This is a genomic window from Dactylosporangium sp. CS-033363 (genome assembly GCF_050942475.1).
Classification (GTDB): Bacteria; Actinomycetota; Actinomycetes; order Mycobacteriales; family Micromonosporaceae; genus Dactylosporangium.
Genome location: NZ_CP192032.1, coordinates 6,675,203 through 6,696,678, shown reverse-complemented (window position 1 = coordinate 6,696,678; position 21,476 = coordinate 6,675,203). Strand labels below are relative to the sequence as shown.

Here is a 21,476-nt window from a genome sequence, read left to right as displayed (position 1 = left end):
CTTCGCGGTCAAGCGATCGAAGAAGCCGAACACATCGCCCACAAACCCGGAAGCGCTGGTCAAACGCGCAGAAACTGCCGTTGCGAGGTTGCGCGAACAGACCGACGCGCCCCGCGACGAGGTGCTGCGCGCCCAGATCGGGGACGTCGACGACCACGCGGCCGAGGTCGTGGCCGATCTGAAAAGATTCGCCGAGCAGGTCAGGACGCTCGAACGCGCGCTGCACGACATCCCCGTCGAGCGGCTGCGCGCGGAGCTGGCCAAGACGCGCGCGCAGCGCGACGCGGCCGGCGACCCGGGGCTGCGGGCCGAGCTCGACCGGTCCCTGCACGCCCTCGAGGAGCAGCTCGCGGTCGCGAACCGGCTCGACACCACCCGGCGCACGCTGCTGGCCCGGATCGAGGCGGCGGTGTTCGACCTCGAAGGGCTCTCGGTCCGGGTCACCGAGATCATCGTCATGCACGACTCGGCCGGCGCGAGCGACACCGAGGCCCGGCTCACCGAGCTCACCGGTGACCTGGAGGGCATGCGCAGCGGCCTGGCCGAGGCCCGCGGACTGTCCAATGTGGCCCTCGGGATTTCCGAAACCGCCGCCGGTGTACCGCCTGAGCCCGCACCGGCACCCGCCCCGCCGACGGTGGCGAAGCCCGGCCGGGCGCGCTGGGACCTCGTGGCGGTCGCCGTCGTCGTGGTGCTCGCGGCGACCTGTCTCGCCGCCGACTTCATCCCGCACGGCTCCGGGCCGGCGGTGTCCGCGACCGCCGACGCCGACGAGTGCCCGCAGACCCTGGCGTTCATGGGCGAGCTGACCGGCGACGACGCCGGGGACGGGCCGGGCGAGCTGCGGGCGGTCGAGCTCGCCGTGGCGCAGGACAACGCGGCGCACGGCGGCGACTGCACGGTACACCTGCAGGAATTCGACACCGCGGTGACCGGCGGCGCCGCGTCGACGGCCTCGGTGATCGCCGCCGACCCGTCGATCGTCGCGGTCGTCGGTCCGACCTACGGCGGCGAGGTCACCGACGCGCTGCCGGTGTTCGAGCCCGCCGGCCTGGCCGTGATCAGTCCCTCCGCGAGCGACTCGGTGCTGACCACCAAGGGCTGGACGGTGTTCCACCGCACGCTGCCCAGCGACGACGACCAGGCCGACGCGGCGGCGCGGTACCTGCGCGACACCCTCAAGGCCAAGCACGTCTTCGTGATCGCCGACGACACGACGTTCGGCATCGACGTCGCGGCCCGGGTGACGGCGACACTGGGCGCGGTCGCCGGGCACGCCGACGTCGCCGAGGACGCCACCGACTGGTCGCCGGTCGTGGACCAGGTCCGCCGCAGCGGCGCGGACGCGGTGTACTTCGGCGGCTGGGCCGACGACACCGCCCCGTTCGTCCAGCGCCTGCGGGCCGTGCTGCCGAAGATCCCGCTCGTCAGCGGCGACAAGCTGATCACCGAGACGTTCCGCAAGACGGCCGGGGACGCGGGCCACGGCACCTACGCGACCTGCCCCTGCGTCCCGGTCACCCAGGGCCTCGACGTGTTCCGCGCGCAGTACACGGCCCGCTTCGGCGGCGACACCCCGGAGTACTACGCGCCGGAGGCCTACGACGCGGCCGGGATCGCCCTGTCCGGCCTGCGCGCGGGCCGGACCAGCCGCCCGGCGATGCTGCAGTACGTCGACGCCTGGGATCGCGACGGCCTGGGCCGCCACATCAAGTTCGGCAAGGGCGGGGGACTGGCTGGCCCGGCGCTGAACGTGTGGGCGTACAGGTCCGGCGACGACGGGTACTTCGTGCCCGGCAAGGTGAGCTAACGCCGGTCCAGCAGGGCGTGCAGGTTGCGGATCGACTCGGCGTCGAGGATGACCGACGCCGCCTGGTCGAACGCCGGCCCGCCGACCGTCGCGCGCAGGTCGGCCAGGGACGCGAGGTTGGCCGCGGTCTGCGGCACGCCGAGGTCGAGGCGGATGCTCAGCGCTTCGCAGTGCAGCGCCACGGCCTCGGCGAGGCTGCCGGTCTCGGCCGACAGCCGGCCGAGGTTCGTGATCGCGGTGGCCATGCCGGGCTGGTCGCCGAGTTCCTCGAAGCAGGTCAGGGCCTGCTCGTAGCGGCGCTCGGCCTCGGAGTAGTCGCCGCGCAGGTACGCCAGCGAGCCCAGCTGGTGGTAGGCGCGCGCCGCGCCGGGCCGGTCGCCGAGCGCCTCGAAGTCGGTCAGCGCCTCCTGGTAGCGGCGCTCGGCCTCGGGGTAGTCGCCGCGGTCCTGGGCGAGGGTGCCGAGCTGGTGGCGGGTGGCGGCGGTGCCGGCCCGGTCGCCGAGCTCCTCGCACAGCTCCAGGGCCTGCTCGTACCGGCGTTGGGCCTCCTCGTGGTCGCCGCGGTCCTGGGCCAGGGCGCCGAGCTGGTGGTGCGTGCCGGCCGCGGCGGCCCGGTCGCCGAGCTCCTCCTTGAGGGTCAGGGCCTGCCGGTAGCGGCGCTCCGCCTCGGGCCGGTCGCCGCGCCGCTGGGCGAGGATGCCGAGCTGGTGGTGGCTCGTGGCGATGCCGGCCCGGTCGCCGAGCTCCTCGCTGATCGCGAGGGCCTGCTGGTAGCGCCGTTCGGCCTCGGGGTAGTCGCCGCGCGCCTCGGCGACGTTGCCGAGCTGGTGGAGCCCGGCGGAGACCCCGGCCCGGTCGCCGACCTCCTCGAACATGCTCAGCGCCTGCTGGTACCGGCGTTCGGCCTCGGGGTAGTCGCCGCGGTTCTGGGCGAGCAGGCCGAGGTGGTAGTACCAGACGGGGCGGCGGGGCGAGTCGGCCGGCAGCCAGCGCAGCGTGTCGAGGACCAGGCCGGCCTCCCGGTCCCAGGCGCCCCGCTCGGCGAGCCGCCGGCAGATGCGCTCGGTGACGATGCCGGCGGCCTCCGGGCGGCCCGCGGCGCGCAGGTGGTGGCGGGCCTCCTCGAGGTCGTGCAGGTCGGCCTCGGGGTCCTGCGGCCAGACCTTCTCGCGCCAGTGCCAGTACTCGGCGGCGGCCGTGTGGGCGACGGTCACCAGGTCGGGGTTCCAGCGCGCGTGCAGCTCGGCGGCGGTCCACCGGTGCATGACCACGTGGCCGTCGCCGAGCGCGGTGACCAGGCTGGTGGCGGCGAGCCGGCGGACCAGCTGGGCCAGGTCGGCCGGCGCGCTGAGCGGGGCCCGGGGCGGCTCCTCGGCCTCGGCCTGCAGGTCGATCAGCCGCTCCCGGTCGGCCTGCGGCAGCGGGCTGCCGGGTCCGGTGGCCGCGGCCAGGTCGCGCAGCGTCAGCTGGTGCTGGAGCAGCAGGTCCTGCATGTCGCGGATGGCCTGGGTGCGCTCGGGGACGCCGGGGTCGGGGGTGCCGACCTGGAAGAGCAGCGCGTTGGTGTCGACGGGCTCGCGGTACACGCTGATGCCGGCCAGCAGCCGCACCGCGCCCGGGATCGCCTCGAGGTGGGCCAGGTGCTCGGCGAGCAGCACGTCGGCGGCGAGGCCGGCCTCCATCCGCTGGACGAGCTCGTCGAACCGGCCCTGGCCGCCGTGGGACAGCAGGGCGTCGAGGTACTCCAGCGCGCGGGGATGTCCGCCCACGGCCCGCCAGACGCGTTCCCGGGCCTCGGCGTCGCCCGCGTACTGCTCGAGGCGGGGCAGCGACCACAGCAGCTTGCGGGTCTCGGCGCGGCTCATCGGCGGTACCGGATGAGCCTGAAGACCCGGCAGGTCGAACCCGTAGCGGCAGGTGATCACCAGGCGGCTGCGGCCGGGGCTGGCCAGCCAGGCGGCGAGCAGCCCGGCCAGCGCGGCGTCGGGGATCGCCCAGCCGTCGCCGTCGCGGGCCAGGTTGTCCTCGAAGTTGTCGAGCACGAGCAGGACGGCGGTGTCGGCCAGCACCACCTCGCGCAGCAGCCCGAACCGGTCCCGCCACGGCACGTCCACCCGCTCGGCCACCTGCACGGCCGTCGCCCGTTCGCCGGTGTACTGCTGCCGCCGCATCAGATCGCGCCGGGCCGCACCCGCGACGGCGGCCAGGACCGTGTCGATGTTGACCTCGCCGGCCACGGTGGCCAGGCGCCAGCCCGGCGAGGTGTCGATGAGCCGGCGCACGAGCTCCGCCGCGAGGGTGGTCTTGCCGATGCCGCCGATGCCGTGCAGCAGCACGCCCGCCGCGGTCCCGCCGCTCAGCAGCGCGGGCAGGGTGCGCTGGGCGTCGCGGCGGCCGACGAACTGCCCGAGCGGCCGGGTGAGGAGGCCGCCGAGGTCCGGCACCGGCTCGGTGCGCGGCTCGGGCGGGGCGGCGCTGTCGACGACGGTCACGGAGGGGGTGGCGGCCAGGACGCTGAGGTCGCCCCACTCGTCCAGCTCCGCCTGCACCGCGCGGCGGGCGCGGGCCACGGCGCCGACCACGTCCGGCGAGGTGGCCCCGGCGAGCTCGGCGTAGACGCGGGCGAGGACGCGCGTGGAGTACAGGTCGCTGACGGCGGTCTGCGTCGCGACGACCGCCCCCACGCCGTGCTCGGCCAGCCGCGCGGCGAACGAGGCGGCCCCGTCCTCGCCCGCGGCGTCGGTGTAGCCGGCCGCGAGGGCGATCAGCCGCGGCATCCGGCCTTCGGGGATCGCCTCCCGGACCAGGGTCTCGGCGTCCACGGCGCGGGGCCGGCCCTGCTCGTCCTCCAGGTGCAGGACGCCGGGGCGGCCGGGCGCGGACAGGTGCAGCACGTGCGTGGTGTCCTCGCCGAGCGCCGCGTGGATCGCCGCGGTGGTCGCGAACGGCACGATCCGCACGACGGCCTGGCTGCGGTGGGCCCGGTGCACCGCGTCGAGGACGCCGGCCAGCTCCCGCTCGTAGTCGGTCCGCTCGTCGGGGGCGGCGATCGCGACCACGATCCGCAGCGGGCCCGGCAGCGGCGCCGAGCGGGTGCCCGCCGCGGGGATCTTCCGGTACACGGCGACCAGGTCGTGCAGGACCAGCGGCCGCCCGGTCACCGGCTCCGGGAGGATCTCCCAGGGCAGCGCCCACCAGCCCGGCGCGTCGATGCCCACCCGCACCGGCACGTGGGCCTGCCGCGCCCGGCGCAGGACCCGGGCCAGGGCCTGGGCGACCGGCACCGGCAGGAACGACTCGGCGAGCAGGTCCCCGGCCAGCCGCTGGGCCGCGGGCCGGCGGCGCAGGTCGTGCAGCGCGTTCGCCAGCCCGGGGGAGACCCCGCGGTGCGGGGCGGTCACGTCCTCGCCGGACCCGGACAGCCGCACCTCCGCCGGCGACACCGCCAGCACCAGGTCGAGCAGCGTACCCGGCGGCAGCTCCTCGTCCGCCACGGTCGCGGCGAGCCCGTCGAGCAGCGGCAGGAGGTCCTCGGTCCGGGCCACCCAGACCGCTCCGGCGAGCCAGCCGTCCTGCGTGTTGTACCGGCCGGAGACCACGCCGACCACCGCCCGGTCCGCGGCCCGCAGGACCGGTGCGCCGCTCATGCCGGGCAGCACCGCGTCCGCCTGCAGCCGGGCCCACAGCACCCCGTCGCGCAGCGCCGGCCCCCGCCAGTGCCCGCCCGAGGCGACGAATCCGTACTCGTGCCCGCCGTCCTCGACCCGCGCGAACCCGCCGGCGGCGATCGGCACGTTCGCGGCCACCGCGTCGGACAGGGCCAGCGCCGGGCTCGACCGGTCCAGCGGCGCCGGGATGCGCAGCACCGCGAGGTCGTGCACCTCGTCGACCCGCACCACGGCGGCCTCGTGCGCCGGGCCCCCGCCGACCGGCGCGATCCGCGGGACGCCCACGTCGGCCAGCACGTGCAGCGCCGTGACGAGCACGCCGGGCGAGACCTGGAAGCAGGTGCCGACCGGCGCGCCGCCGCCGTCGAGCACGTGGCCCAGGAACTCGTACCCGGGGACGCTCACGACGCCGGCCCGCCCGCGGCGTCCGGCTCCTCCTGCTCGGCGGGCCCGGTCCCGGCCCCGTAGACGATCTTCACCTTGAGCGAGGCCTCGCCCGCCGCGCCGGCCACGATCACGTCGCCCTTGGCCGACACCTTGACCCCGAACTCGACCTCCACGGTCTCGGGGCTGCCGACCCGGCGCGAGATCCGGCCCACCATCCGCGCGGTCGACACGGCGATCTCCTCGACCGCGGACTGGGCCCGCTCGAACGCCCCGGCCACGTGGTCCGCGGCCCGTTCCGCCGCCGAGGTCTGCTGCGACCCCGCCACCGGCACGACCTCGACCAGCACCTCGACCTCGCCGACCCGCACCGGAACCGTCTGCGCCACCGCGAAATCATTTCAGCGCCGCCGCGCCGGAAACAAGCCGTCAGTTCGGATGCTCGCCCGCCCGGTGGACGCCGGCCAGGTGCCACCGGGTGTTGGCCTCGCCGTCCCGGTCACCGATGTCCTGCTGGATGGCCGGGGCGCGCTCGAGGAAGGCCAGGGCCTGGCGCCGCTCCCCGAGGGCGCCCAGCACGGCGCCGATGCTGGGGCGTCGTGGCCTCGCCGACGCGGTCGCCGGCCTCCCGGGAGAGCGCCAGGCCCCGCTGGAAGGCCTCGATCGCCTGCGGCCACTCGCCGACCGCCTCGTGGACGGCGCCGATGCTGGTGGTGGTGGCGGCCTCGGCGGCGCGGTCGCCGGCCGCGCGGTACAGGGTCAGGGCCTGCTCGAAGCCGGCCAGCGCCGGCCCGGGCCGCCGGTCGAGTGGAACGCGCGGGCGCGGTCGAAGTGGGCCTCGGCGGCCGGGCCGAGGGTCAGGGTCGCGCCGGCCAGGGTCACGACGTCGGCGAACCGGGATGTGCGCATCCACGCCGCGGCCAACCGGTGCCCGACCACCCGGGCCAAGTCCGGCACCCGGCCGGCCACCGCGAGCCGGTGCACCTCCGGCGCCTCATCGCGGGGCCGCCGCCGGCGAACCAGTCACCCCTCGGCCCCGTCGAGCAACTCGGCCGGCCGCGCCCCGGCCTCGCCGTCGTCGCGCTCCGCGAGCTCGGCGAGCCGGTCGATGGCGGCCTTGTCCACCGCCCGAGTGGCCGGGCGGCCCGTCGCCGGCGGCCAGCCGCAGCTCGGCCTGGCCGGCGGTCTGCTCGAAGATCTCCAGCTCGACGTGCCGGAGCGGGGTGGCATTGCCCGTCGGCCCGTGCGGCGGCGCCATCGCGAAAGCATGGCAGCGCCCCGCAGCCGGAAACAAGCCGACGATCAGAGGATGGTGACCCGCCGTCGCCGGCTTCAACCTTGGCGCAACGCCGGGCGACAAGGAGCGCGTGACGCGATGCCGATCATGGAAGTGATCTCGATCATCGGCCTGATCTCCAGCTTCTTCAACCAGTCGGCGCAACGGCGGCAGAGCAACCAGCAGCTCAAGAACCAGGCCGACGGGCTGCGCCAGCAGGTTGCCCAGCGGCGCGCGACGGCGGGCGCGCAGGTGGCCGGGGCGGCGATCTCGACCGCCGGGAACCTCTACAACGCGAGCCAGGCCCGCAAGCAGGAGCTGGAGATCGTGCACCTGCAGGCCGAGCTGCAGCAGCTGCGGGCCGAGGAGGCCCGGGAGCACAGCCGGCAGCTGCAGGAGTCGGCGTTCAGCCACCAGCGGGACCTGGAGGAGCAGAAGGCGAGCCACCAGCTCGCCCTCATGCGCGAGCGGCTGCGGCTGGACACGTACCCGTTCCGCGAGGGCCCGGGCCACTTCGGCCGCAGCCTCCGGCTCGTCTACACCGACCCGTCGGTCATGCCGCCGGTCCTGCTGCTCGTGCCGCCGGCCCCCGGCGACGGCGGGCCGCAGCCGTGGAGCGGGCTGATCGCGCGGATCGAGGCCGACCTGCAGGCGTACCAGCGGGCCGGGCTGGTCACCGTCAAGGTCGCCGACCGGCATTTCCGCTGGCCGCACAGCGACCTGTACGAGTCCGACCTGCGCGGCCTGCCGGTGATCACCCTGGAGCCGATGCTGGCCAAGGAGCGGCTCGAGATCCGCATCGGCGGCTGCAACCTCGTGCCCGGCTCGTCCCAGCCGGTCACCGACGCCGAGGGCGTGCTGCCGCTGCGGTTCCCCGACGCCGCCTGGTGGACGCCGCAGGAGCTGGCCCGGCTCAACGCGACCTCGCCGACCGCCGAGACGTTCCAGCTGCCCAGCCCGAGCGACCCCCGCACGCTCGCCGAGCTCAACCACGAACTCGCCAGCCGGGCGGCCGTCCTGTGCGCGGTCACCGCCATCGACTGCTACCACCTCATCAACTCCGCCGGGTACGCCGAGCGCATCGACGACGCCGTGCGCGCCTCCGGCATCGTGGGCGAGCGCGGGCGGCTGGACGGGGCCCTGTCGCTCAACGCCATGGTCGATCCGGCGTACCACGTGCTGCACCGCGCCCGCCGCCGGATCGAGGCCGGCGACGCGGCCGGCGCCCTGGCCGAGCTCCGCCGGGCGCTCGCGCTGCTGGCCCCGGCGTCGTCCGCGGACCTCGACCAGGTGCGCGACGACCCCGGGCGCTCGCTGGCCGAGCTGGCCGCGGCCGCGCGGGCCGGCGCCGCGGACCACCACATCCGGCTGTTCGCGGAGCTCGCCGAGGCCCTGGCCGGCACCGGAGCGGTCGCGGACGCCGAGGCCGCGGTGACGGCCGTGGACCCGGCGCGGGCCGCGCTGGAGGCCGCACCCGCGACGCGCCACCGCTACGATCCCGACGGCCGGTCCCTGCTGTGACCGCGCCGGGTCCCCTCGACCGGGCGATCGGGCACGGGGTGGCCGCCATCGTCGACCTGCTCGGCGGGGTCGCCCCCGAAGCCACTGCCGGGCCCACCCTGCCCGGGCGGCGCCTGGCCGTGCTCGGCGGGCCGGACGGCGACGCCGACCTGGCCGCCGCCGACCGCGCGTTCGCGGCGCTCGCCGCGGGCATGGACGGCCTCGCGCTGCGCCCGGGCGAGCCGGACGGCACGACGGTGTTCACCGTGGACGGCGCCGACGAGCTGGCCGTCACCCGCGACACGCTCACCGGGGCCGACCTGCTGTCCCCGGCCGGCGAGGTGGGGGAGCGCCTCCGCGCCGCCGACGGCTTCCTCGTCTGCCTCGGCGCCGAGCGGCTGGCCGGGCCGGACGGCCCCGCGTACCTGCGGCCGGTGCTCGTCAACCTGCAGCACGGCCTGGCCGACCGGCCGGCCGGGGTGGCCTGCCCGGTGACCTTCCTGATCTCCCAACCGGTGCGCGCCGCGACCGACCGGCTGCGGCCGTTCCTGGACGGCGTGGCCGGCGACGACCGGGTGGCCGCGCTGCTCCTGCCGGCGCGCGAGCCGGTCGCCGGCCTGCTCTGGTCGCTGCGCCACTGGCTCGCCCCCGCCGAACCCGCGGCCGAGTCCGCCGAGGCCGGCAAGCACTCGCCCGTGCACCCGGCGCTGCTGATCGGGACCGGCGTCGCGATGGCCCTGAGCGCGCCCGTGGGCATCGTGGCGGCGGGCGCGCTGGCCTACGGCGCCGGCCGGCGGCGGCGCCTGGCCGCCGAGGCCGCCGAAGCCGCCGCGACGGCCGCGAGGGACCGGCGCGATCGCACCCGCGCGCTAGTCGAACGCCTGGACCTGGCCCTGCGTCCCGTTCTGACCGACGCGTCCCGAGAGGCGAGCCGATGACGAAGACCCCGACCCTGAGCGTGGCCATGCTCGGCACCACCAGCTGCGGCAAGTCGAGCTACCTGCTCGGCATGTACGCGACCCTGGCCGCCGGGCTGATGAACGGCTTCTTCCTGTACTGCCGGGAGCGCAAGCTCGACCTGCGCCTGCTGGCCGAGTGGGAGGACCTGTGCAGCAGCGGCACGTTCCCGCCGCCGACCCGGGAGGACGGCGCGCAGCAGTACCCGTTCGTGCTCAACGCCGGCATCGACCCGTGGCTGAACTTCGACATGCTGGACTACCGGGGCGGCGCTCTGCTCACCACCGACGACGACAACCCGGACGTGGTACCCATGCGGGCCCAGCTGCGGGCGGCGGACACCGTCTACGCCGTCGTCAGCTGCGAGCACCTCACCCAGCGGATCACGGCCGAGAACCTCGAACGGACCCACCGCAGCACCAAGATCGCCGCGATCAGCACCCAGCTGCAGCGGGAGATCCGCGAGCGGAGGGCCGAGGGCAAGGCGCTTCCGTCGATCGTGGTGCTGCTGACCAAGGCCGACCTGCTGCGGCCGCGCTTCCAGGGCCACGCCGAGGACGTGCTGTTCAAGGAGCTCGTCGAGGACGTGCGGCTGCTGTTCCCGCTGGCATTCCAGCGCGGCATCAGCGCGATGATCTGCCCGGTGCGGCTGGGGTACTTCGGGTCGCCCGACGCCCAGAAGGTCGACGCGCCGAGCGTGGCGCCGAACAACCTCATGCACCCGATCGCGTACACCCTGCTGTGCCGGCTCGGCCCGGCCGTGGTGGAGACCCGCCGCGCGATCGCCGAGGCGGAGAAGGCCCTGACGCAGGCCGAGCGGGACGAGCAGCAGTACCGGAACCGGGTGTTCAGCTCGTCGGCCAAGATCGAGGCGCACGCGAAGGCCACCCGCCAGGCCAAGGCCGCGCTGGCCGCCCTGCGCGAGCAGCTCGAGGTGGACACGCACCGGTCCGCGCTGCTCGGCGAGCAGATCGGGCACCTGCCGCTGATCCAGGACGGGACCGTGCTCAACCCGACCACCCCGGACGTGCCGTGACCCCCGAACCCGGCTGGGCGCCGCTGGTCTACTGCCGCCTGTGGCACGCCGACTCCTGGTGGCGGGCGGTGCCGTCCGGCCGCGCGCCCGCCCGGTACGGGCCGCTGGTCGCCGCCGCGCTCGGCACCCGGCCGCACCGCCGGGACGCCGCACCACGCTTCGTCCAGGCTGTCGTCGACGGCGAGCGCGTGGTCGCCGCCGCGCTGCGGGTCGCCGAGGTCAGCGAGGACCTCGGCCACGACGCGGGCGGGCGGCCGCTGTTCGCGGTCGTCGGCTGGGTCAGCGCCGGCCCGTCCGCGCCGCCGCCGGAGCTGGACCTGCTCGCCGAGCAGATGCACGAGTGGGCGGGCGAGCAGCTGGACCGCTGGGTCCGCGACGTCTGGACCGACGTCGGCCCGGACGTGCAGCAGCCCCGCCCGTCGTCGTTCGACCCGCCGCCCTGGGCGGAGGCGACCGCCGAGCCCGGTCCGGCGCTGCGGATCCGGCCGGGGACGGTGCGGGTGGTGCCGCGGGCGGACCGGCTCGACCTGTGGTCAGCGGCAGCCGGGACGGTCGCGCAGTTCACCGCCGTGGTCGGCGTGGACACCGTGGACGAGATCGACCCGATCGTCACGTCGCACGCGTGCCTGGAGATCGCGATCGAGCCGTTCGACCTGCCGGTCCCGCCGCCGCCCGTCCCGGTACCGGCCGCTTTTGTGCCGCCGCCGGAGCCGTCGCCGCCCTGGTGGAAGAACCCCAGGAAGTGGGTGGCCGAACATTGGCCGTGCCACCGGCCGGCGCCGGTTGCACCCGCGCCCGAGCAGCACAGTGACAACCGGCTCGATCCCGAGCTGTTCCGCGCCCGCAAGCCGGGCGACGGATCGCTCATCTGAGGTACGGAGAGACTGATTTGAGGTACGGAGAGACACCGATGGACGACTACACCGAGGCCGACTTCGGCTCCTACGACCCCGGCGCGGAGCACCTGCAGCCGTTCGGCGACGCGCCCGAGCCGCACTTCGGCTCGGGCGGCTACCACGGCGACTACAACGGCGTGCCGGGCTGCTGGTACAGCTCCGACGGCTACGTCTACGCGCCGGACGGGAGCCGGATCGGCGCCGCCTGAGTCCTTGACAGCGTGTCGTGGGAGACATAGCGTGCCGTCAAACTAGCAGGAAACTTAACAGTTTCGCTGGAGGATGCCGTGCACCGTTCCCCGCGCAACCTGCTGCTCGCCTCCGCCGCCGCCGTGGCGGCCGTCCTCGCCGGTGTCGTCGCGCTGCCGGCCTCGCCCGCCGGGGCCGCCACCGGGCTGGCCGACGTCGTGCCCGTGCCGGTGTCGGCGCAGCCCGCAGCCGGCGTGACCTACACGCTGCCGTCCGGCGCCGCGATCCAGACCGCGGCCGGCGCCACCGACGTCGGGAACTATCTGGCCGGGATTCTGCGGCCGTCGACCGGGTACGCGCTGCCGGTCTCCACCACCACCGGGACGCCGGCGAGCGGGATCGCGCTGCTGCTGTCCGGGGCCGACGCCAGCGTGGGCACCGAGGGCTACCAGCTCGACGTGACCGCCGCCGCCGTCACGCTGCGGGCGCAGACCGTGGCCGGGCTGTTCCACGGGGTGCAGACGCTGCGGCAGCTGCTGCCGGCGTCGATCGAGGCGCGCACCGTCCAGAGTGGACCGTGGACCGTCGCGGGTGGGCGGATCGTCGACTACCCGCGGTACGGGTACCGGGGCGCGATGCTCGACGTGTCGCGGCACTTCTTCGCGCCCGACGTGGTGAAGCGGTATATCGACGAGATCGCGCAGTACAAGATGAATGTCCTGCACTTGCATCTGTCGGACGACCAGGGCTGGCGGATCGTGATCGACGCGTGGCCGCAGCTGACGACCATCGGCGGCAGCACCCAGGTCGGCGGCGGCGCGGGCGGGTTCTACACCAAGGCGCAGTACTCCGACCTGGTCGCCTACGCGGCGGCGCGGCAGATCACCGTGGTGCCCGAGATCGACATGCCGGGGCACACGAACGCCGCGCTGGCCTCCTACGCCCAGCTCAACTGCAACGACACGGCGCCGCCGCTGTACACCGGGACGAGCGTCGGGTTCAGCTCGCTCTGCGTCGCCAAGGACGTCACGTACACGTTCGTGCAGCAGGTGCTCAACGAGCTGGCGGCCCTGACGCCCGGGCCGTACCTGCACGTCGGCGGCGATGAGGCCGCCAGCACCCCGGCGGCGGACTACACCGCGTTCATGAACCGGGTGCAGCCCTTCGTCGGCGCGGCCGGCAAGACCGTCGTCGGCTGGCACCAGATCGGGCAGGCGAACCACACGGCGAACCGGGTCGCGCAGTTCTGGGGAACGTCCACCTCGGACGCGGACCTGAGCGCGGCGGTGAGCAAGGGCGACAAGATCCTGATGTCGCCGGCGAACAAGGCGTACCTCGACATGAAGTACACCAGCTCGACCCCGCTCGGGCAGTCGTGGGCGGGGCTGATCGAGGTGCAGACCGCGTACAACTGGGACCCGGGCGCGTACCTCACCGGCGTGCCGGCCAGCGCGATCCTCGGCGTCGAGGCGCCGATGTGGACCGAGACGCTCACCAAGCTGGCCGACATCGAGTTCATGGCGTTCCCGCGGATGCCGGCGCTGGCCGAGCTGGCGTGGTCGCCGCAGTCGGCCCGCAGCTGGGACACGTTCAAGGTGCGGCTGGGCGCGCAGGGTCCGCGGTGGACGGCGCAGGGCATCAACTTCTACGCCTCGCCGCAGGTCCCGTGGGGCAGCACCCCGCCGGTGACGCGCAGCGCGTACACGCAGATCCAGGCCGAGAGCTACAGCGCGCAGTCCGGGACGCAGACCGAGACCACCACCGACACCGGGGGCGGGCAGAACGTCGGCTACATCGCGCCCGGTGACACGCTCGCCTACGACCTCGACTTCGGCACGTCGTCGCCGGCCTCGGTCACGACCCGGCTGGCCTCGGGGGCGGGGAGCGGCACCATCCAGTACCGCCTCGACTCCGCCACCGGGCCGGTGATCGCCGGCGTGCCGGTGACCTCGACCGGCGGCTGGCAGACCTGGGTCAGCACCACCACGGTCCTGTCGGGCTCGGCGACCGGCGTGCACCGGCTGTACCTCACGTTCACCGGCACCGCGGGCGTCGACTTCGTGAACCTCAACTGGCTGCAGTTCACCGCCGGCGCCGGGCTGCCCAACGCGTACGGCGTGCGGCAGGCGGAGAGCTTCGCCGGCCAGTCCGGCATCCAGACGGAGGCGTGCACCGACACCGGCGGCGGCCAGAACGTCGGCTACGTGACGCCGGGGGACTGGCTCTCGTACTCCAATGTGGACTTCGGCACGCCGAGCGCGGTGTCGGTGACCACGCGGCTGGCCTCCGGCGCTTCGAGCGGGACCATCCAGTACCGCCTCGACTCGACCACCGGGCCGATCGTCGCCAGTGTCCCGGTCAGCTCGACCGGCGGCTGGCAGGCCTGGGTCAGCACCACCACGAACCTGTCCGGGTCGGCGACCGGCGTGCACACGGTGTACCTGACGTTCACCGGAACCGCGGGCACCGACTTCGTGAACCTCAACTGGTTCCAGTTCAATCGATAGGAGGACGGCGGCCCTGTTCAGGGCCGCCGTCCAGTGTTCTAGCTCAGCGCGAACTTCTGCGCCGCAGTGCCGTTGCAGTCCCAGATCTGCAGTCGCGTGCCGTTGCCGGTCGCCCCGCTCGGGGAGTCCAGGCAGCGGCCCGACTGCGGGTTGCGCAGCGAGCCGTCCGCCTGCTGCGTCCAGTTCTGCCCGCCGACGCCGTTGCAGTCCCAGAGCTCGACCTGCGTGCCGTTGGCGGTGCCGTTGCCGATGATGTCCAGGCACCGGCCGAGGGTGCGCAACGAGCCGTTGGACTGCCGGAACCAGTGCTGGTCCACCGCGCCGGCCTGGCAGTCCCAGAGCTGCACCGCGGTACCGTTGCCGCCGTTGTCGTCGCCGGCCACGTCGACGCACTTGCCACCCGGTCCGGCGATCGTGCCGCCGCCGTTGACGGCGAACTTCTGCGCGCCGGAACCGTTGCAGTCCCAGATCTGCAGGCGCGTGCCGTTGGCGGTGTTGCCGCTCGGCGAGTCCAGGCAGCGGCCCGACTGCGGGTTGCGCAGCGAACCGTCGGCCTGCTGCACCCACTTCTGGCCGCCGACGCCGTTGCAGTCCCACAGCTGGACCTGCGTGCCGTTGGCCGTGCCGTTGCCGTTGATGTCGAGGCAGCGGCCCAGCGTGCTCAGCGAGTTGTCGGCGTTGTGGGTCCAGCGCTGGTCGACCGCGCCGGACTGGCAGTCCCACAGCTGCACCGCGGTGCCGTTGCCGCCGGTGTCGTCGCCGCTCACGTCGACGCACTTGCCGCCCGGGCCGGTGATGGTGCCCGCCGCCGCGGTGCTGCCACCGCCGCCTCCGCCACCGCCGCCACCACCGGTGAAGGAGGTGAGCACGATGCCGGCCGAGCGCGGGTCGCCGTCGTTGACCAGCGACTCGAAGTTGCCGACGTCGTCGAACGGGAACGCGTACGCCTTGCCGTCGACCATGTTCGCGTGGATGATCTTCGCGTACTGGTCGGCCGGGTTGCTCTGGTAGAACTGGGCCGCGTTGGTGCTGGGCTGGGTGTCGATGGTGCCCAGCGTCCCGCGGGTCAGGGCGGCGCAGAGCGTGCGGGCGATCGGCCCGACGACGTTGTCGTTGGGCGCGAAGAGCTTGCCCGCGCAGCCCCACACGTCGCTGCTGCCCGGCCGCTGGAACGACGCCACCTGCTGCCCGGCGCTGTTCGTGAAGTTCATGACCGTGCCCGACGTGCGGCCGAAGTACTTCGTGTTCGGCTGGTCGCCGAACGGCACCACGGTCAGCGTCTTGGACGCGTACGCGCTCCAGGCGGAGTTGATGTACGAGTCCAGGTAGGTGGCGCTGAGCAGACCGGCCTCGGACGCCTTGCCGGGCGCGAGGACCCGCAGCACGGTGCCGTCCGAGCGGGTGTAGACCGACCCGGACCAGCCCGCCTGCGCCTTGATGCCGTTGATGACCGCGTCCCGGCCGCCGGCGACGAGGTCACCGGTCCGCTTGGTCGCGCCGGCGCCGTTGGTGACGGTGACGGCGTGCGGGATCGCGAACATGTCGACCTGCGAGCTGTTGAGCCACAGGCCGGCGTCGTTGTACGTGAACTCGCTCCAGTCGAACAGGATGTCGCGGTTGGTGTCGCCGCCGGCCCACGGCGCGGGCTGCACGAGCCCGTCCGGCGTCAGGAAGAAGTTGATCTTCTGGCCGATCGAGAAGTATACCCGGCCGGACAGGCCGCGGGGCACCTGGATGGTGACGGAGCCGCCGTTGCCGGGCCCGCCGATCGACACGTCCGGCGCGGGCGTGGGCGGGTTGCCGCCGGCCGGCCAGTTGCTGAACGCGCCGGCGGCGTTGACGTAGCCGAGCCGGCCGGTGCTGAGGTTGGTGCCGAGGACGTACAGGTAGACGGCGCCGGAGCGGCCGGTGTTGTTGGTGACCGTGACGGGCAGGACAGCGGGCCCGACGGCCTGTGACGCCGTGGCGGCGGCGAACACGGTGACCGGGACGGCGATGGCGAGCGCGGCGGCCGCTCGCAGTGCCCTCCATGTGCGTTTACGTTGACTTTCCACGATGCATGTGCCCCTTCTCGTACCTTGGGCGGGGGAAAGGGTAAGCGCCCGTTCCACGGTTGTGAGAGCGCTCTCAGCATGCTCGCCGACTGTAAAGACAGTTGTCAATAGGCGGGAAGTTGTTGGAACGTGTTCACAACGCCGTGACGAGGTACCGCTCGTCGGCGATCGGCCCGCCCCACAGCGCCTCGTCGGTCAGGTGCCGCACCTGTACCGCCGACGCGTGCCGGCCGACGAGGGCCGCACAGGTGGCGGCGGGAATGCCGGCGCCCGTGGACCAGTGGCCCTCGATGAGCACGAGCCGGCCGCCCGGAGCCAGCAGCTGCAGCCAGCGCTCGACGGTCGCCGACGGATCCGGGACCGACCAGAGCACGTGGCGGACCAGCACCACGTCGAACGAGCCCGGCGCGAGCGGCGGCCGGTCGGCGTCCGCCTGAACGACGTGCAGCGCCGGCGCTTTCCGGCGCGCCTGGTCCAGCATGGCCCGGGACGAGTCGAGGCCGACCACCCGATGGCCCAGCTCCGCGGCCAGGACGGTCAGGCTGCCGGTACCGCAGCCGAGGTCGACCAGCGCGGCGGGCTCCGCGGGCAGCACCGAGGCCAGCAGGCCGGCCCAGGCGCGGCGGACGGACGGCGCGCGCAGGCCGTGGTCCGGCTCGTCGTCGAACGTGGCCGCGTGGGCGTCCCACACCGTCATGCGAGGGTCCGGCGGTAGCGGAGCTCTTCCAGCGGTACACCGTCGAAGTCCTCGATCTGGACGGCGCCGTCCGGGTGCCAGCCGGCCGCGGCGTAGAAGCGGCGCGCCCGCTCGTTCGTGGCCAGCACCCACAGCACGGCCTCGGTGCAGCCCGCCGCGCGCAGGCAGTCGAGGCCCGCGTCCATGAGCCGGCGGCCGGTGCCGGTGCTCCAGTGATCGGGGTGGACGTAGATCGCCCGCACGACGCCCGTGTCGACCGTGACGAAGCCTTGCACTCCGGCGGCGTCCTCGGCCACGACGACCACCGCGGTGGGCGGCGGATCGGCCAGGCGCCGCCGCCACTCGCGGGCGCGTTCGGCGACGTCGAGGGCATCGAGGTACCCCTGCGGGATGAGACCCCGGTAGGCCGCCTGCCAGGTGGCCACGTGCAAGGCCGCGAGCGCCCCGGCGTCCCCGACCGTGGCGAGTCTGAGGTTCACGCCACCCGATGATACGGAGCCGATAGCCTGAATCCATGAGCATGATCGGCAACTACCTGCGCATCACGCCCCTGGAGCTGGATCGGGCCCGCAAGGATCCCGACTGGGCGATGGAGTATGCCGAGGATCTCGAGGACGCGGAGATCGACGAACCCGAGAGCCCCGACGGGCAGCTGGCCGCGGACCGGCTGCACCGCACCGACCGCGCCTGGGACGCGCTGCGCTACCTGCTGGAGCGCGCCGGCTGCCCGGTCAACGTCGTGCACGGCGAGGAGGAGTTCACCGAGGAGGACTGGGGCTACGGGCCCGCCTTCCTGCTGACCCCGGACCAGGTCGCGACCGGCTCGGCCTTCCTGTCCACCCTGCCGTTCGAAGCCCTGATCCAGAGCGTGACCGGCCCCGACCTGGCCGCGGCCGACCTGTACCCGCAGGGCGGCTGGGACGACCCCGGCTCCCTGGACCACCTGCGCCGCTACTACGAGGACCTGGTCGGCTACTTCGCCGAAGCCACAAGAACCGGCGACGCGATGGTGCTCTGGCTCAGCTGACCCGCCCGGTCCGGTCGTGCCGCTTGGCCCCGCCGTTGGCCGGTGCGGGATCTGCGGGCAGCTAGGCTCGTGCGCGTGCAGCGCTGGAAGGAACTACTCGACGAGAGGCTCCACGAGGCCGTCGCCGTGCTCGGCGCGGTTCCCGGGATCCGAGGATTCCTGGTGGGCGGCAGTATCGGGCGCGGCGAGGCGTGGCCGATGTCCGACATCGACCTCCTGCCGGTGTTCTCCGCAGCCGATCCCGACCTGGCCGCGCTCGTGCACCGCCGTGACGGCCTGGCGCATTGGTGGGCAGGTTCCGGACGGGCCCAGTCGCTTGACGTGGGTGGCCTGGCCTTCACCGCCGCGGAGGTCCGCGAGGCGACGGCGGCCGGTCCGTCGTGGGTGATCGCCAGGTTCGGCGAGCGGCGTTGGTTCCACGGGCTCGACAAGGCATACGGGGGTCACGCGGCCGAGCCCGACGACCAGCTCGTCGCCGGCTTCGCGGCCTGGATCACCGAAACCCGTTTCCACCCCGACGTCGTGGCGGCGCGGATCGGGGTCTGGCGGCAGCAGGCGAGACGCTGCCTGTCCGAGGCCGTCGAAGCGCAGGAGGCGGATCCGGGACGGGCGACCGATCTGATGCGCGAGTCCGCGCGTGCCTTGCGCATGGTGCTCTTGGAGGAGTGGGGCGAACGCATGGGTTCGATGGGCCGCGAGTGGACCCGCTTCGAACGCATGGCCCGCCGTCACGGCCATAGCCAGGTGGCCGCCCGGGTCGCCGAGATCGCCGGCGCCGACGCGTACGGCGCCGCGGAACGAGCCCGCCACGCACCGGTATGGCTGGCGGAGCGCATCGACCTCTGCCTGGCCGCCCGGCAGCTGGTCGGTGAAGAGGTAACCGCAGCGGAGAACGCACGTGACCAGTTGGCTGCGTTCACCGTGATCGTCGGGCGGCACGAACCGCACCTGATCGGACCTTGGATCGCGTCCCCTGACCCGCGCTTGGAGGTTCACCTCGCCGAGTTGGCCGACCTCATCGACCGTTGAATGTCCACTCGCGGGGGGTCTGGCCGGCCTGGGCCCACTGGACCGCCATGGCCGGCGGCGGCACCGCCCTGCTCGTGGACGGCCTGGTGCTGCCGCGCTCAGGCCGTGCGGTCGACCCGGGTCACGAAGGTCCAGTGCCGGCCGACCGGGCAGTACTGGTACCGGACGTTGCCGAGCCGCACCGCCCGGAACGAGACGCCGGGAATCCAGTCGGTGGTGAACACGTGCCCGTCGCGGCAGCGGACCGCCACCTCGGCCCCGCCGGACTGCGCGCGCCAGGTGCCCAGCGCGCGCACCGCCAGCACGACGACGACCGCGAGCAGGCCGGCGAGCAGGATCAGGGTCAGGTACTGCGTCCCCACGCGTCCATTATCCGCCGAGCCGCTTGATCCAGCGCCGCCACTCCGGCTGCTGCTCGTAGCCGGCGGCCGCCCACGTGCGGTGCGCGACGGTGTTGTCCTCGAGCACCATCGCGTCGGCCCGCCGCGCGCCGAGGGCCCGGAACCGCTCCTCGGCCGCGTCGAGCAGCAGCCGCCCGATGCCCTGCCGCCGGCGCCCGGGGTGCACGGCGAAGCGGTACAGGTGGCACCGCCACCCGTCGAACCCCGCGATCAGGCACCCGACGATCGCGTCCCCGTCCAGCGCGAGCTGCAACGCGTCCGGGTCCCGCGCGATGAGCGCCGCGACCGCGCCGGCATCGTCCCCGACCCGGTTGGTGTCCTCGGCCGCGACCTTCCAGAACGCCAGCACGGCGGGAATGTCCTCGGCCACGGCGGCGCGCAGTTCCATGCGGTCAACCTAGCGGCTCAGTCCTCGGCCGCGACGACCAGGAGCAGCGCCCCCGCGGTGCGGTCGAGCAGCACCAGTTCGTGGAATTCCGTCAGGAGCCACCCCGCATCGTGTACCGCCTGATCGCCCAGCTCCCGCAGCCGGAACACGCGGTCGGCGGCGCGCATCGGGGCGTACACGTCGCGCTCCAGTCCTTCCGCGATCGCCGCCGCGAGCGGGGCCCACTGCACCGACCAGCCCCGCAGCCACCGCTCGGCCGGGTCCGGCTCGATCGGGTCGAAGCTCTCCGCCGTGATGCATTCGCGTTTGTACCGCCCGTGCCGCTCCGGATCCCCGCCCGGCTCGCCGCCGGTGTAGCTGGTGCCGTACCACGCGTGCCGGATCAGCAGGTCGAGGCACGAACGGTCGTCCGGCGGCGGCGCGGGGAGCGGGAAGCGCAGGACGTCCACCCAGCGGAAGGTGTCGTTGGCGAAGTTGAAGAAGACTCGCACGCGACGATGATGCCCTGCCGCCGCTGTGGGACCATCTCGCGCATGCGGCTGACGGAGCAGTCCAAGCGTGCGATCGAGGCGGCCGCCGTGGCCGCGCGGCGGGCCGGAGCGTCGAGTGCCGGGCCGGGCCACCTGCTGCAGGGGCTGGCCGAGGTTGAGGGCGGCGCCCGGCACGAGCTGGCCGGCCTGGCCGGGCCGCCGGTGGCGCCGGGCGGTGAGCTGCGGACCGCGATCGAGGCCGCGGCCCGGCACGCGCAGGCGGCCGGGCGGGATCGGGTGGCCACCGCCGACCTGCTGGCCGGGCTGCTCGGCACGACCGTGGGCGAGCACGCCGGGTGCTGCCCGGAGGTTGTCGGCAGCTTCGTCGAGCCGGTGCTGGCCGAGGTCACCGCGCGGGCCGGGGCGGTGCCGCGCCGCGGGTGGGTCGGGACGCTGGGGGTGCTGCTGCCGTTCTGGCTGCTGCTGTACGGGCTGCTGCTCGCCGTCACCTGGGACACCTCCGGCCCCGAGATCGTGGTCGCCGGGGCCGCCGGGTCGATGTTCATCGCGCTCGTGGTGGCGCCGGTGCAGATCCTGCGCCGCCGGCGGGAGGTCACCGTGCGCTCGCTGGCGCTCGTCCCGCTGCCCGCCGACGCCGGGGTGTTGCTCGGGCGGCTGGGGTTGCGGGAACTGGAGGTACACCTGCAGGCGGGAATCGGCTCCGATCGCTGTCTGTGGCTGGGGCGCAAGGCGGTGATCCTGCTGACCGAGCACACCGACGGCGACCTGGAACGCGCGCGGTTCGTGCTGTGGCACGAGATCGCCCACCTGGCCCGGCGCGACAGCCTGGCCTGGACCGTGACCGGCCTGCTCGGCGTGGGCGCGCTGATCGGGGCGATGCTGAGCTTCGACCCGCGGGCGCTCGGGCTCACCCTGCTGGCGGTGCCGGTGCTGACCGTCGCCGGCCGCTGGTGGGGCGAGGCCGCCTGCGACCGGTTCGCCGTCCGGCAGGCGGGGGCGGGCGCCCTGCGCGCCTGGGCGGTGCACCTGCGCACGCTCGTGGCGAGCGCCCGGCGTACGAACCCGGCGGCCCGCCGCTCCCGGGTCCGCGCGCTGGTCACGCACCCGCCGCTGACCCTGCGCATGGCGCTGCACCAGCGCTGAGCCGGCGGGCGCGGGAACCGTAC

At 74.3% G+C, this 21,476-nt stretch carries 20 protein-coding genes and 1 pseudogene; 10 read left to right on the top strand and 11 right to left on the bottom strand.

Features of this window, described 5'->3' with window-relative positions; all coding sequences use genetic code 11:
* Positions 1-88: 88 nt before the first annotated feature.
* Positions 89-1,810: an ABC transporter substrate-binding protein gene (locus tag ACQPZ4_RS30930; RefSeq protein ID WP_433043110.1), complete on the top strand. Its 1,722-nt coding sequence runs from the start codon at positions 89-91 to the stop codon at positions 1,808-1,810.
* Here the strand turns inward: ACQPZ4_RS30930 and ACQPZ4_RS30925 are convergent.
* The 5 genes and pseudogenes from ACQPZ4_RS30925 to ACQPZ4_RS30905 form a co-directional block, all read right to left on the bottom strand.
* The gene (locus ACQPZ4_RS30925; RefSeq protein WP_433043107.1) at positions 1,807-5,883 is read right to left on the bottom strand and encodes a tetratricopeptide repeat protein; all 4,077 of its coding nucleotides are present in this window, start codon (positions 5,881-5,883) and stop codon (positions 1,807-1,809) included. The genes ACQPZ4_RS30930 and ACQPZ4_RS30925 overlap by 4 nt on opposite strands.
* A complete protein-coding gene (locus tag ACQPZ4_RS30920) occupies positions 5,880-6,251 on the bottom strand; it encodes a CU044_2847 family protein (RefSeq protein ID WP_433043104.1) in 372 nt (123 codons plus the stop codon). The genes ACQPZ4_RS30925 and ACQPZ4_RS30920 overlap by 4 nt, the downstream gene beginning before the upstream one ends.
* Positions 6,252-6,291: 40 nt before the next feature.
* Positions 6,292-6,441 (bottom strand): hypothetical protein, encoded by a 150-nt coding sequence (locus ACQPZ4_RS30915; protein WP_433067147.1) that lies wholly within the window; start codon positions 6,439-6,441, stop codon positions 6,292-6,294.
* Positions 6,442-6,547: 106 nt separating this feature from the next.
* Positions 6,548-6,619, bottom strand: a pseudogene (locus ACQPZ4_RS30910) (hypothetical protein); the annotation flags it as partial.
* A gap of 2 nt (positions 6,620-6,621) precedes the next feature.
* Positions 6,622-6,846, bottom strand: coding sequence for a hypothetical protein (locus tag ACQPZ4_RS30905; protein WP_433067145.1), 225 nt, complete (start codon positions 6,844-6,846; stop codon positions 6,622-6,624).
* Positions 6,847-7,237: 391 nt separating this feature from the next.
* On the opposite strand from ACQPZ4_RS30905, the gene ACQPZ4_RS30900 reads away from it, so the two are divergent.
* The 6 genes from ACQPZ4_RS30900 to ACQPZ4_RS30875 all read left to right on the top strand — a co-directional run bounded on the left by ACQPZ4_RS30900 (position 7,238) and on the right by ACQPZ4_RS30875 (position 14,223).
* Entirely contained in the window at positions 7,238-8,659 is a 1,422-nt protein-coding gene (locus tag ACQPZ4_RS30900) for a hypothetical protein (RefSeq protein WP_433043101.1), read from the top strand.
* Positions 8,656-9,576 carry a class I SAM-dependent methyltransferase gene (locus ACQPZ4_RS30895; RefSeq protein WP_433043098.1) on the top strand — a complete coding sequence of 307 codons (921 nt, stop codon included), beginning with the start codon at positions 8,656-8,658 and terminating at the stop codon, positions 9,574-9,576. Before ACQPZ4_RS30900 ends, ACQPZ4_RS30895 begins: the two co-directional genes overlap by 4 nt.
* Positions 9,573-10,631, top strand: a complete 1,059-nt coding sequence (locus ACQPZ4_RS30890; protein ID WP_433043095.1) for a hypothetical protein — start codon at positions 9,573-9,575, stop codon at positions 10,629-10,631. Before ACQPZ4_RS30895 ends, ACQPZ4_RS30890 begins: the two co-directional genes overlap by 4 nt.
* A complete protein-coding gene (locus tag ACQPZ4_RS30885) occupies positions 10,628-11,503 on the top strand; it encodes a hypothetical protein (RefSeq protein WP_433043092.1) in 876 nt (291 codons plus the stop codon). The genes ACQPZ4_RS30890 and ACQPZ4_RS30885 overlap by 4 nt, the downstream gene beginning before the upstream one ends.
* 38 nt (positions 11,504-11,541) lie before the next feature.
* Positions 11,542-11,736 carry a hypothetical protein gene (locus ACQPZ4_RS30880; RefSeq protein WP_433043089.1) on the top strand — a complete coding sequence of 65 codons (195 nt, stop codon included), beginning with the start codon at positions 11,542-11,544 and terminating at the stop codon, positions 11,734-11,736.
* Positions 11,737-11,814: 78 nt separating this feature from the next.
* On the top strand, positions 11,815-14,223 hold the full coding sequence (locus ACQPZ4_RS30875) for a family 20 glycosylhydrolase (RefSeq protein ID WP_433043086.1): 2,409 nt from the start codon (positions 11,815-11,817) through the stop codon (positions 14,221-14,223).
* Between the two features lie 38 nt (positions 14,224-14,261).
* Here ACQPZ4_RS30875 and ACQPZ4_RS30870 read toward each other — a convergent pair whose 3' ends face one another.
* The 3 genes from ACQPZ4_RS30870 to ACQPZ4_RS30860 form a co-directional block, all read right to left on the bottom strand.
* The gene (locus ACQPZ4_RS30870) at positions 14,262-16,277 is read right to left on the bottom strand and encodes a beta-1,3-glucanase family protein (protein ID WP_433043083.1); all 2,016 of its coding nucleotides are present in this window, start codon (positions 16,275-16,277) and stop codon (positions 14,262-14,264) included.
* A 133-nt stretch (positions 16,278-16,410) separates the two neighbouring features.
* Entirely contained in the window at positions 16,411-16,974 is a 564-nt protein-coding gene (locus ACQPZ4_RS30865; protein WP_433043080.1) for a class I SAM-dependent methyltransferase, read from the bottom strand.
* Entirely contained in the window at positions 16,971-17,453 is a 483-nt protein-coding gene (locus tag ACQPZ4_RS30860) for a GNAT family N-acetyltransferase (protein ID WP_433043077.1), read from the bottom strand. Before ACQPZ4_RS30860 ends, ACQPZ4_RS30865 begins: the two co-directional genes overlap by 4 nt.
* Positions 17,454-17,488: 35 nt before the next feature.
* On the opposite strand from ACQPZ4_RS30860, the gene ACQPZ4_RS30855 reads away from it, so the two are divergent.
* Both ACQPZ4_RS30855 and ACQPZ4_RS30850 read left to right on the top strand, forming a co-directional pair.
* On the top strand, positions 17,489-18,001 hold the full coding sequence (locus tag ACQPZ4_RS30855) for a YfbM family protein (RefSeq protein ID WP_433043074.1): 513 nt from the start codon (positions 17,489-17,491) through the stop codon (positions 17,999-18,001).
* A gap of 75 nt (positions 18,002-18,076) precedes the next feature.
* Positions 18,077-19,030 carry a nucleotidyltransferase domain-containing protein gene (locus tag ACQPZ4_RS30850; RefSeq protein ID WP_433043071.1) on the top strand — a complete coding sequence of 318 codons (954 nt, stop codon included), beginning with the start codon at positions 18,077-18,079 and terminating at the stop codon, positions 19,028-19,030.
* Positions 19,031-19,128: 98 nt separating this feature from the next.
* On the opposite strand, the gene ACQPZ4_RS30845 is transcribed toward ACQPZ4_RS30850, so the two are convergent.
* The 3 genes from ACQPZ4_RS30845 to ACQPZ4_RS30835 are packed head-to-tail and all read right to left on the bottom strand — an operon-like array spanning position 19,129 to position 20,310.
* Positions 19,129-19,392, bottom strand: a complete 264-nt coding sequence (locus ACQPZ4_RS30845; RefSeq protein ID WP_433043068.1) for a hypothetical protein — start codon at positions 19,390-19,392, stop codon at positions 19,129-19,131.
* A 7-nt stretch (positions 19,393-19,399) separates the two neighbouring features.
* Positions 19,400-19,819: a GNAT family N-acetyltransferase gene (locus ACQPZ4_RS30840; RefSeq protein WP_433043065.1), complete on the bottom strand. Its 420-nt coding sequence runs from the start codon at positions 19,817-19,819 to the stop codon at positions 19,400-19,402.
* A 17-nt stretch (positions 19,820-19,836) separates the two neighbouring features.
* Entirely contained in the window at positions 19,837-20,310 is a 474-nt protein-coding gene (locus ACQPZ4_RS30835) for a hypothetical protein (protein WP_433043062.1), read from the bottom strand.
* A gap of 42 nt (positions 20,311-20,352) precedes the next feature.
* On the opposite strand from ACQPZ4_RS30835, the gene ACQPZ4_RS30830 reads away from it, so the two are divergent.
* Positions 20,353-21,453, top strand: a complete 1,101-nt coding sequence (locus ACQPZ4_RS30830; RefSeq protein ID WP_433043059.1) for a hypothetical protein — start codon at positions 20,353-20,355, stop codon at positions 21,451-21,453.
* Positions 21,454-21,476 lie beyond the last annotated feature (23 nt).

Bases quoted from the DNA above. Each gene is read 5' to 3' on its own strand.
- ACQPZ4_RS30900 (WP_433043101.1), top strand. From the start codon at position 7,238: ATGCCGATCATGGAAGTGATCTCGATCATCGGCCTGATCTCCAGCTTC.
- ACQPZ4_RS30890 (WP_433043095.1), top strand. From the start codon at position 9,573: ATGACGAAGACCCCGACCCTGAGCGTGGCCATGCTCGGCACCACCAGC.
- ACQPZ4_RS30880 (WP_433043089.1), top strand. From the start codon at position 11,542: ATGGACGACTACACCGAGGCCGACTTCGGCTCCTACGACCCCGGCGCG.
- ACQPZ4_RS30865 (WP_433043080.1), bottom strand. From the start codon at position 16,974: ATGACGGTGTGGGACGCCCACGCGGCCACGTTCGACGACGAGCCGGAC.
- ACQPZ4_RS30855 (WP_433043074.1), top strand. From the start codon at position 17,489: ATGAGCATGATCGGCAACTACCTGCGCATCACGCCCCTGGAGCTGGAT.
- ACQPZ4_RS30840 (WP_433043065.1), bottom strand. From the start codon at position 19,819: ATGGAACTGCGCGCCGCCGTGGCCGAGGACATTCCCGCCGTGCTGGCG.
- ACQPZ4_RS30830 (WP_433043059.1), top strand. From the start codon at position 20,353: ATGCGGCTGACGGAGCAGTCCAAGCGTGCGATCGAGGCGGCCGCCGTG.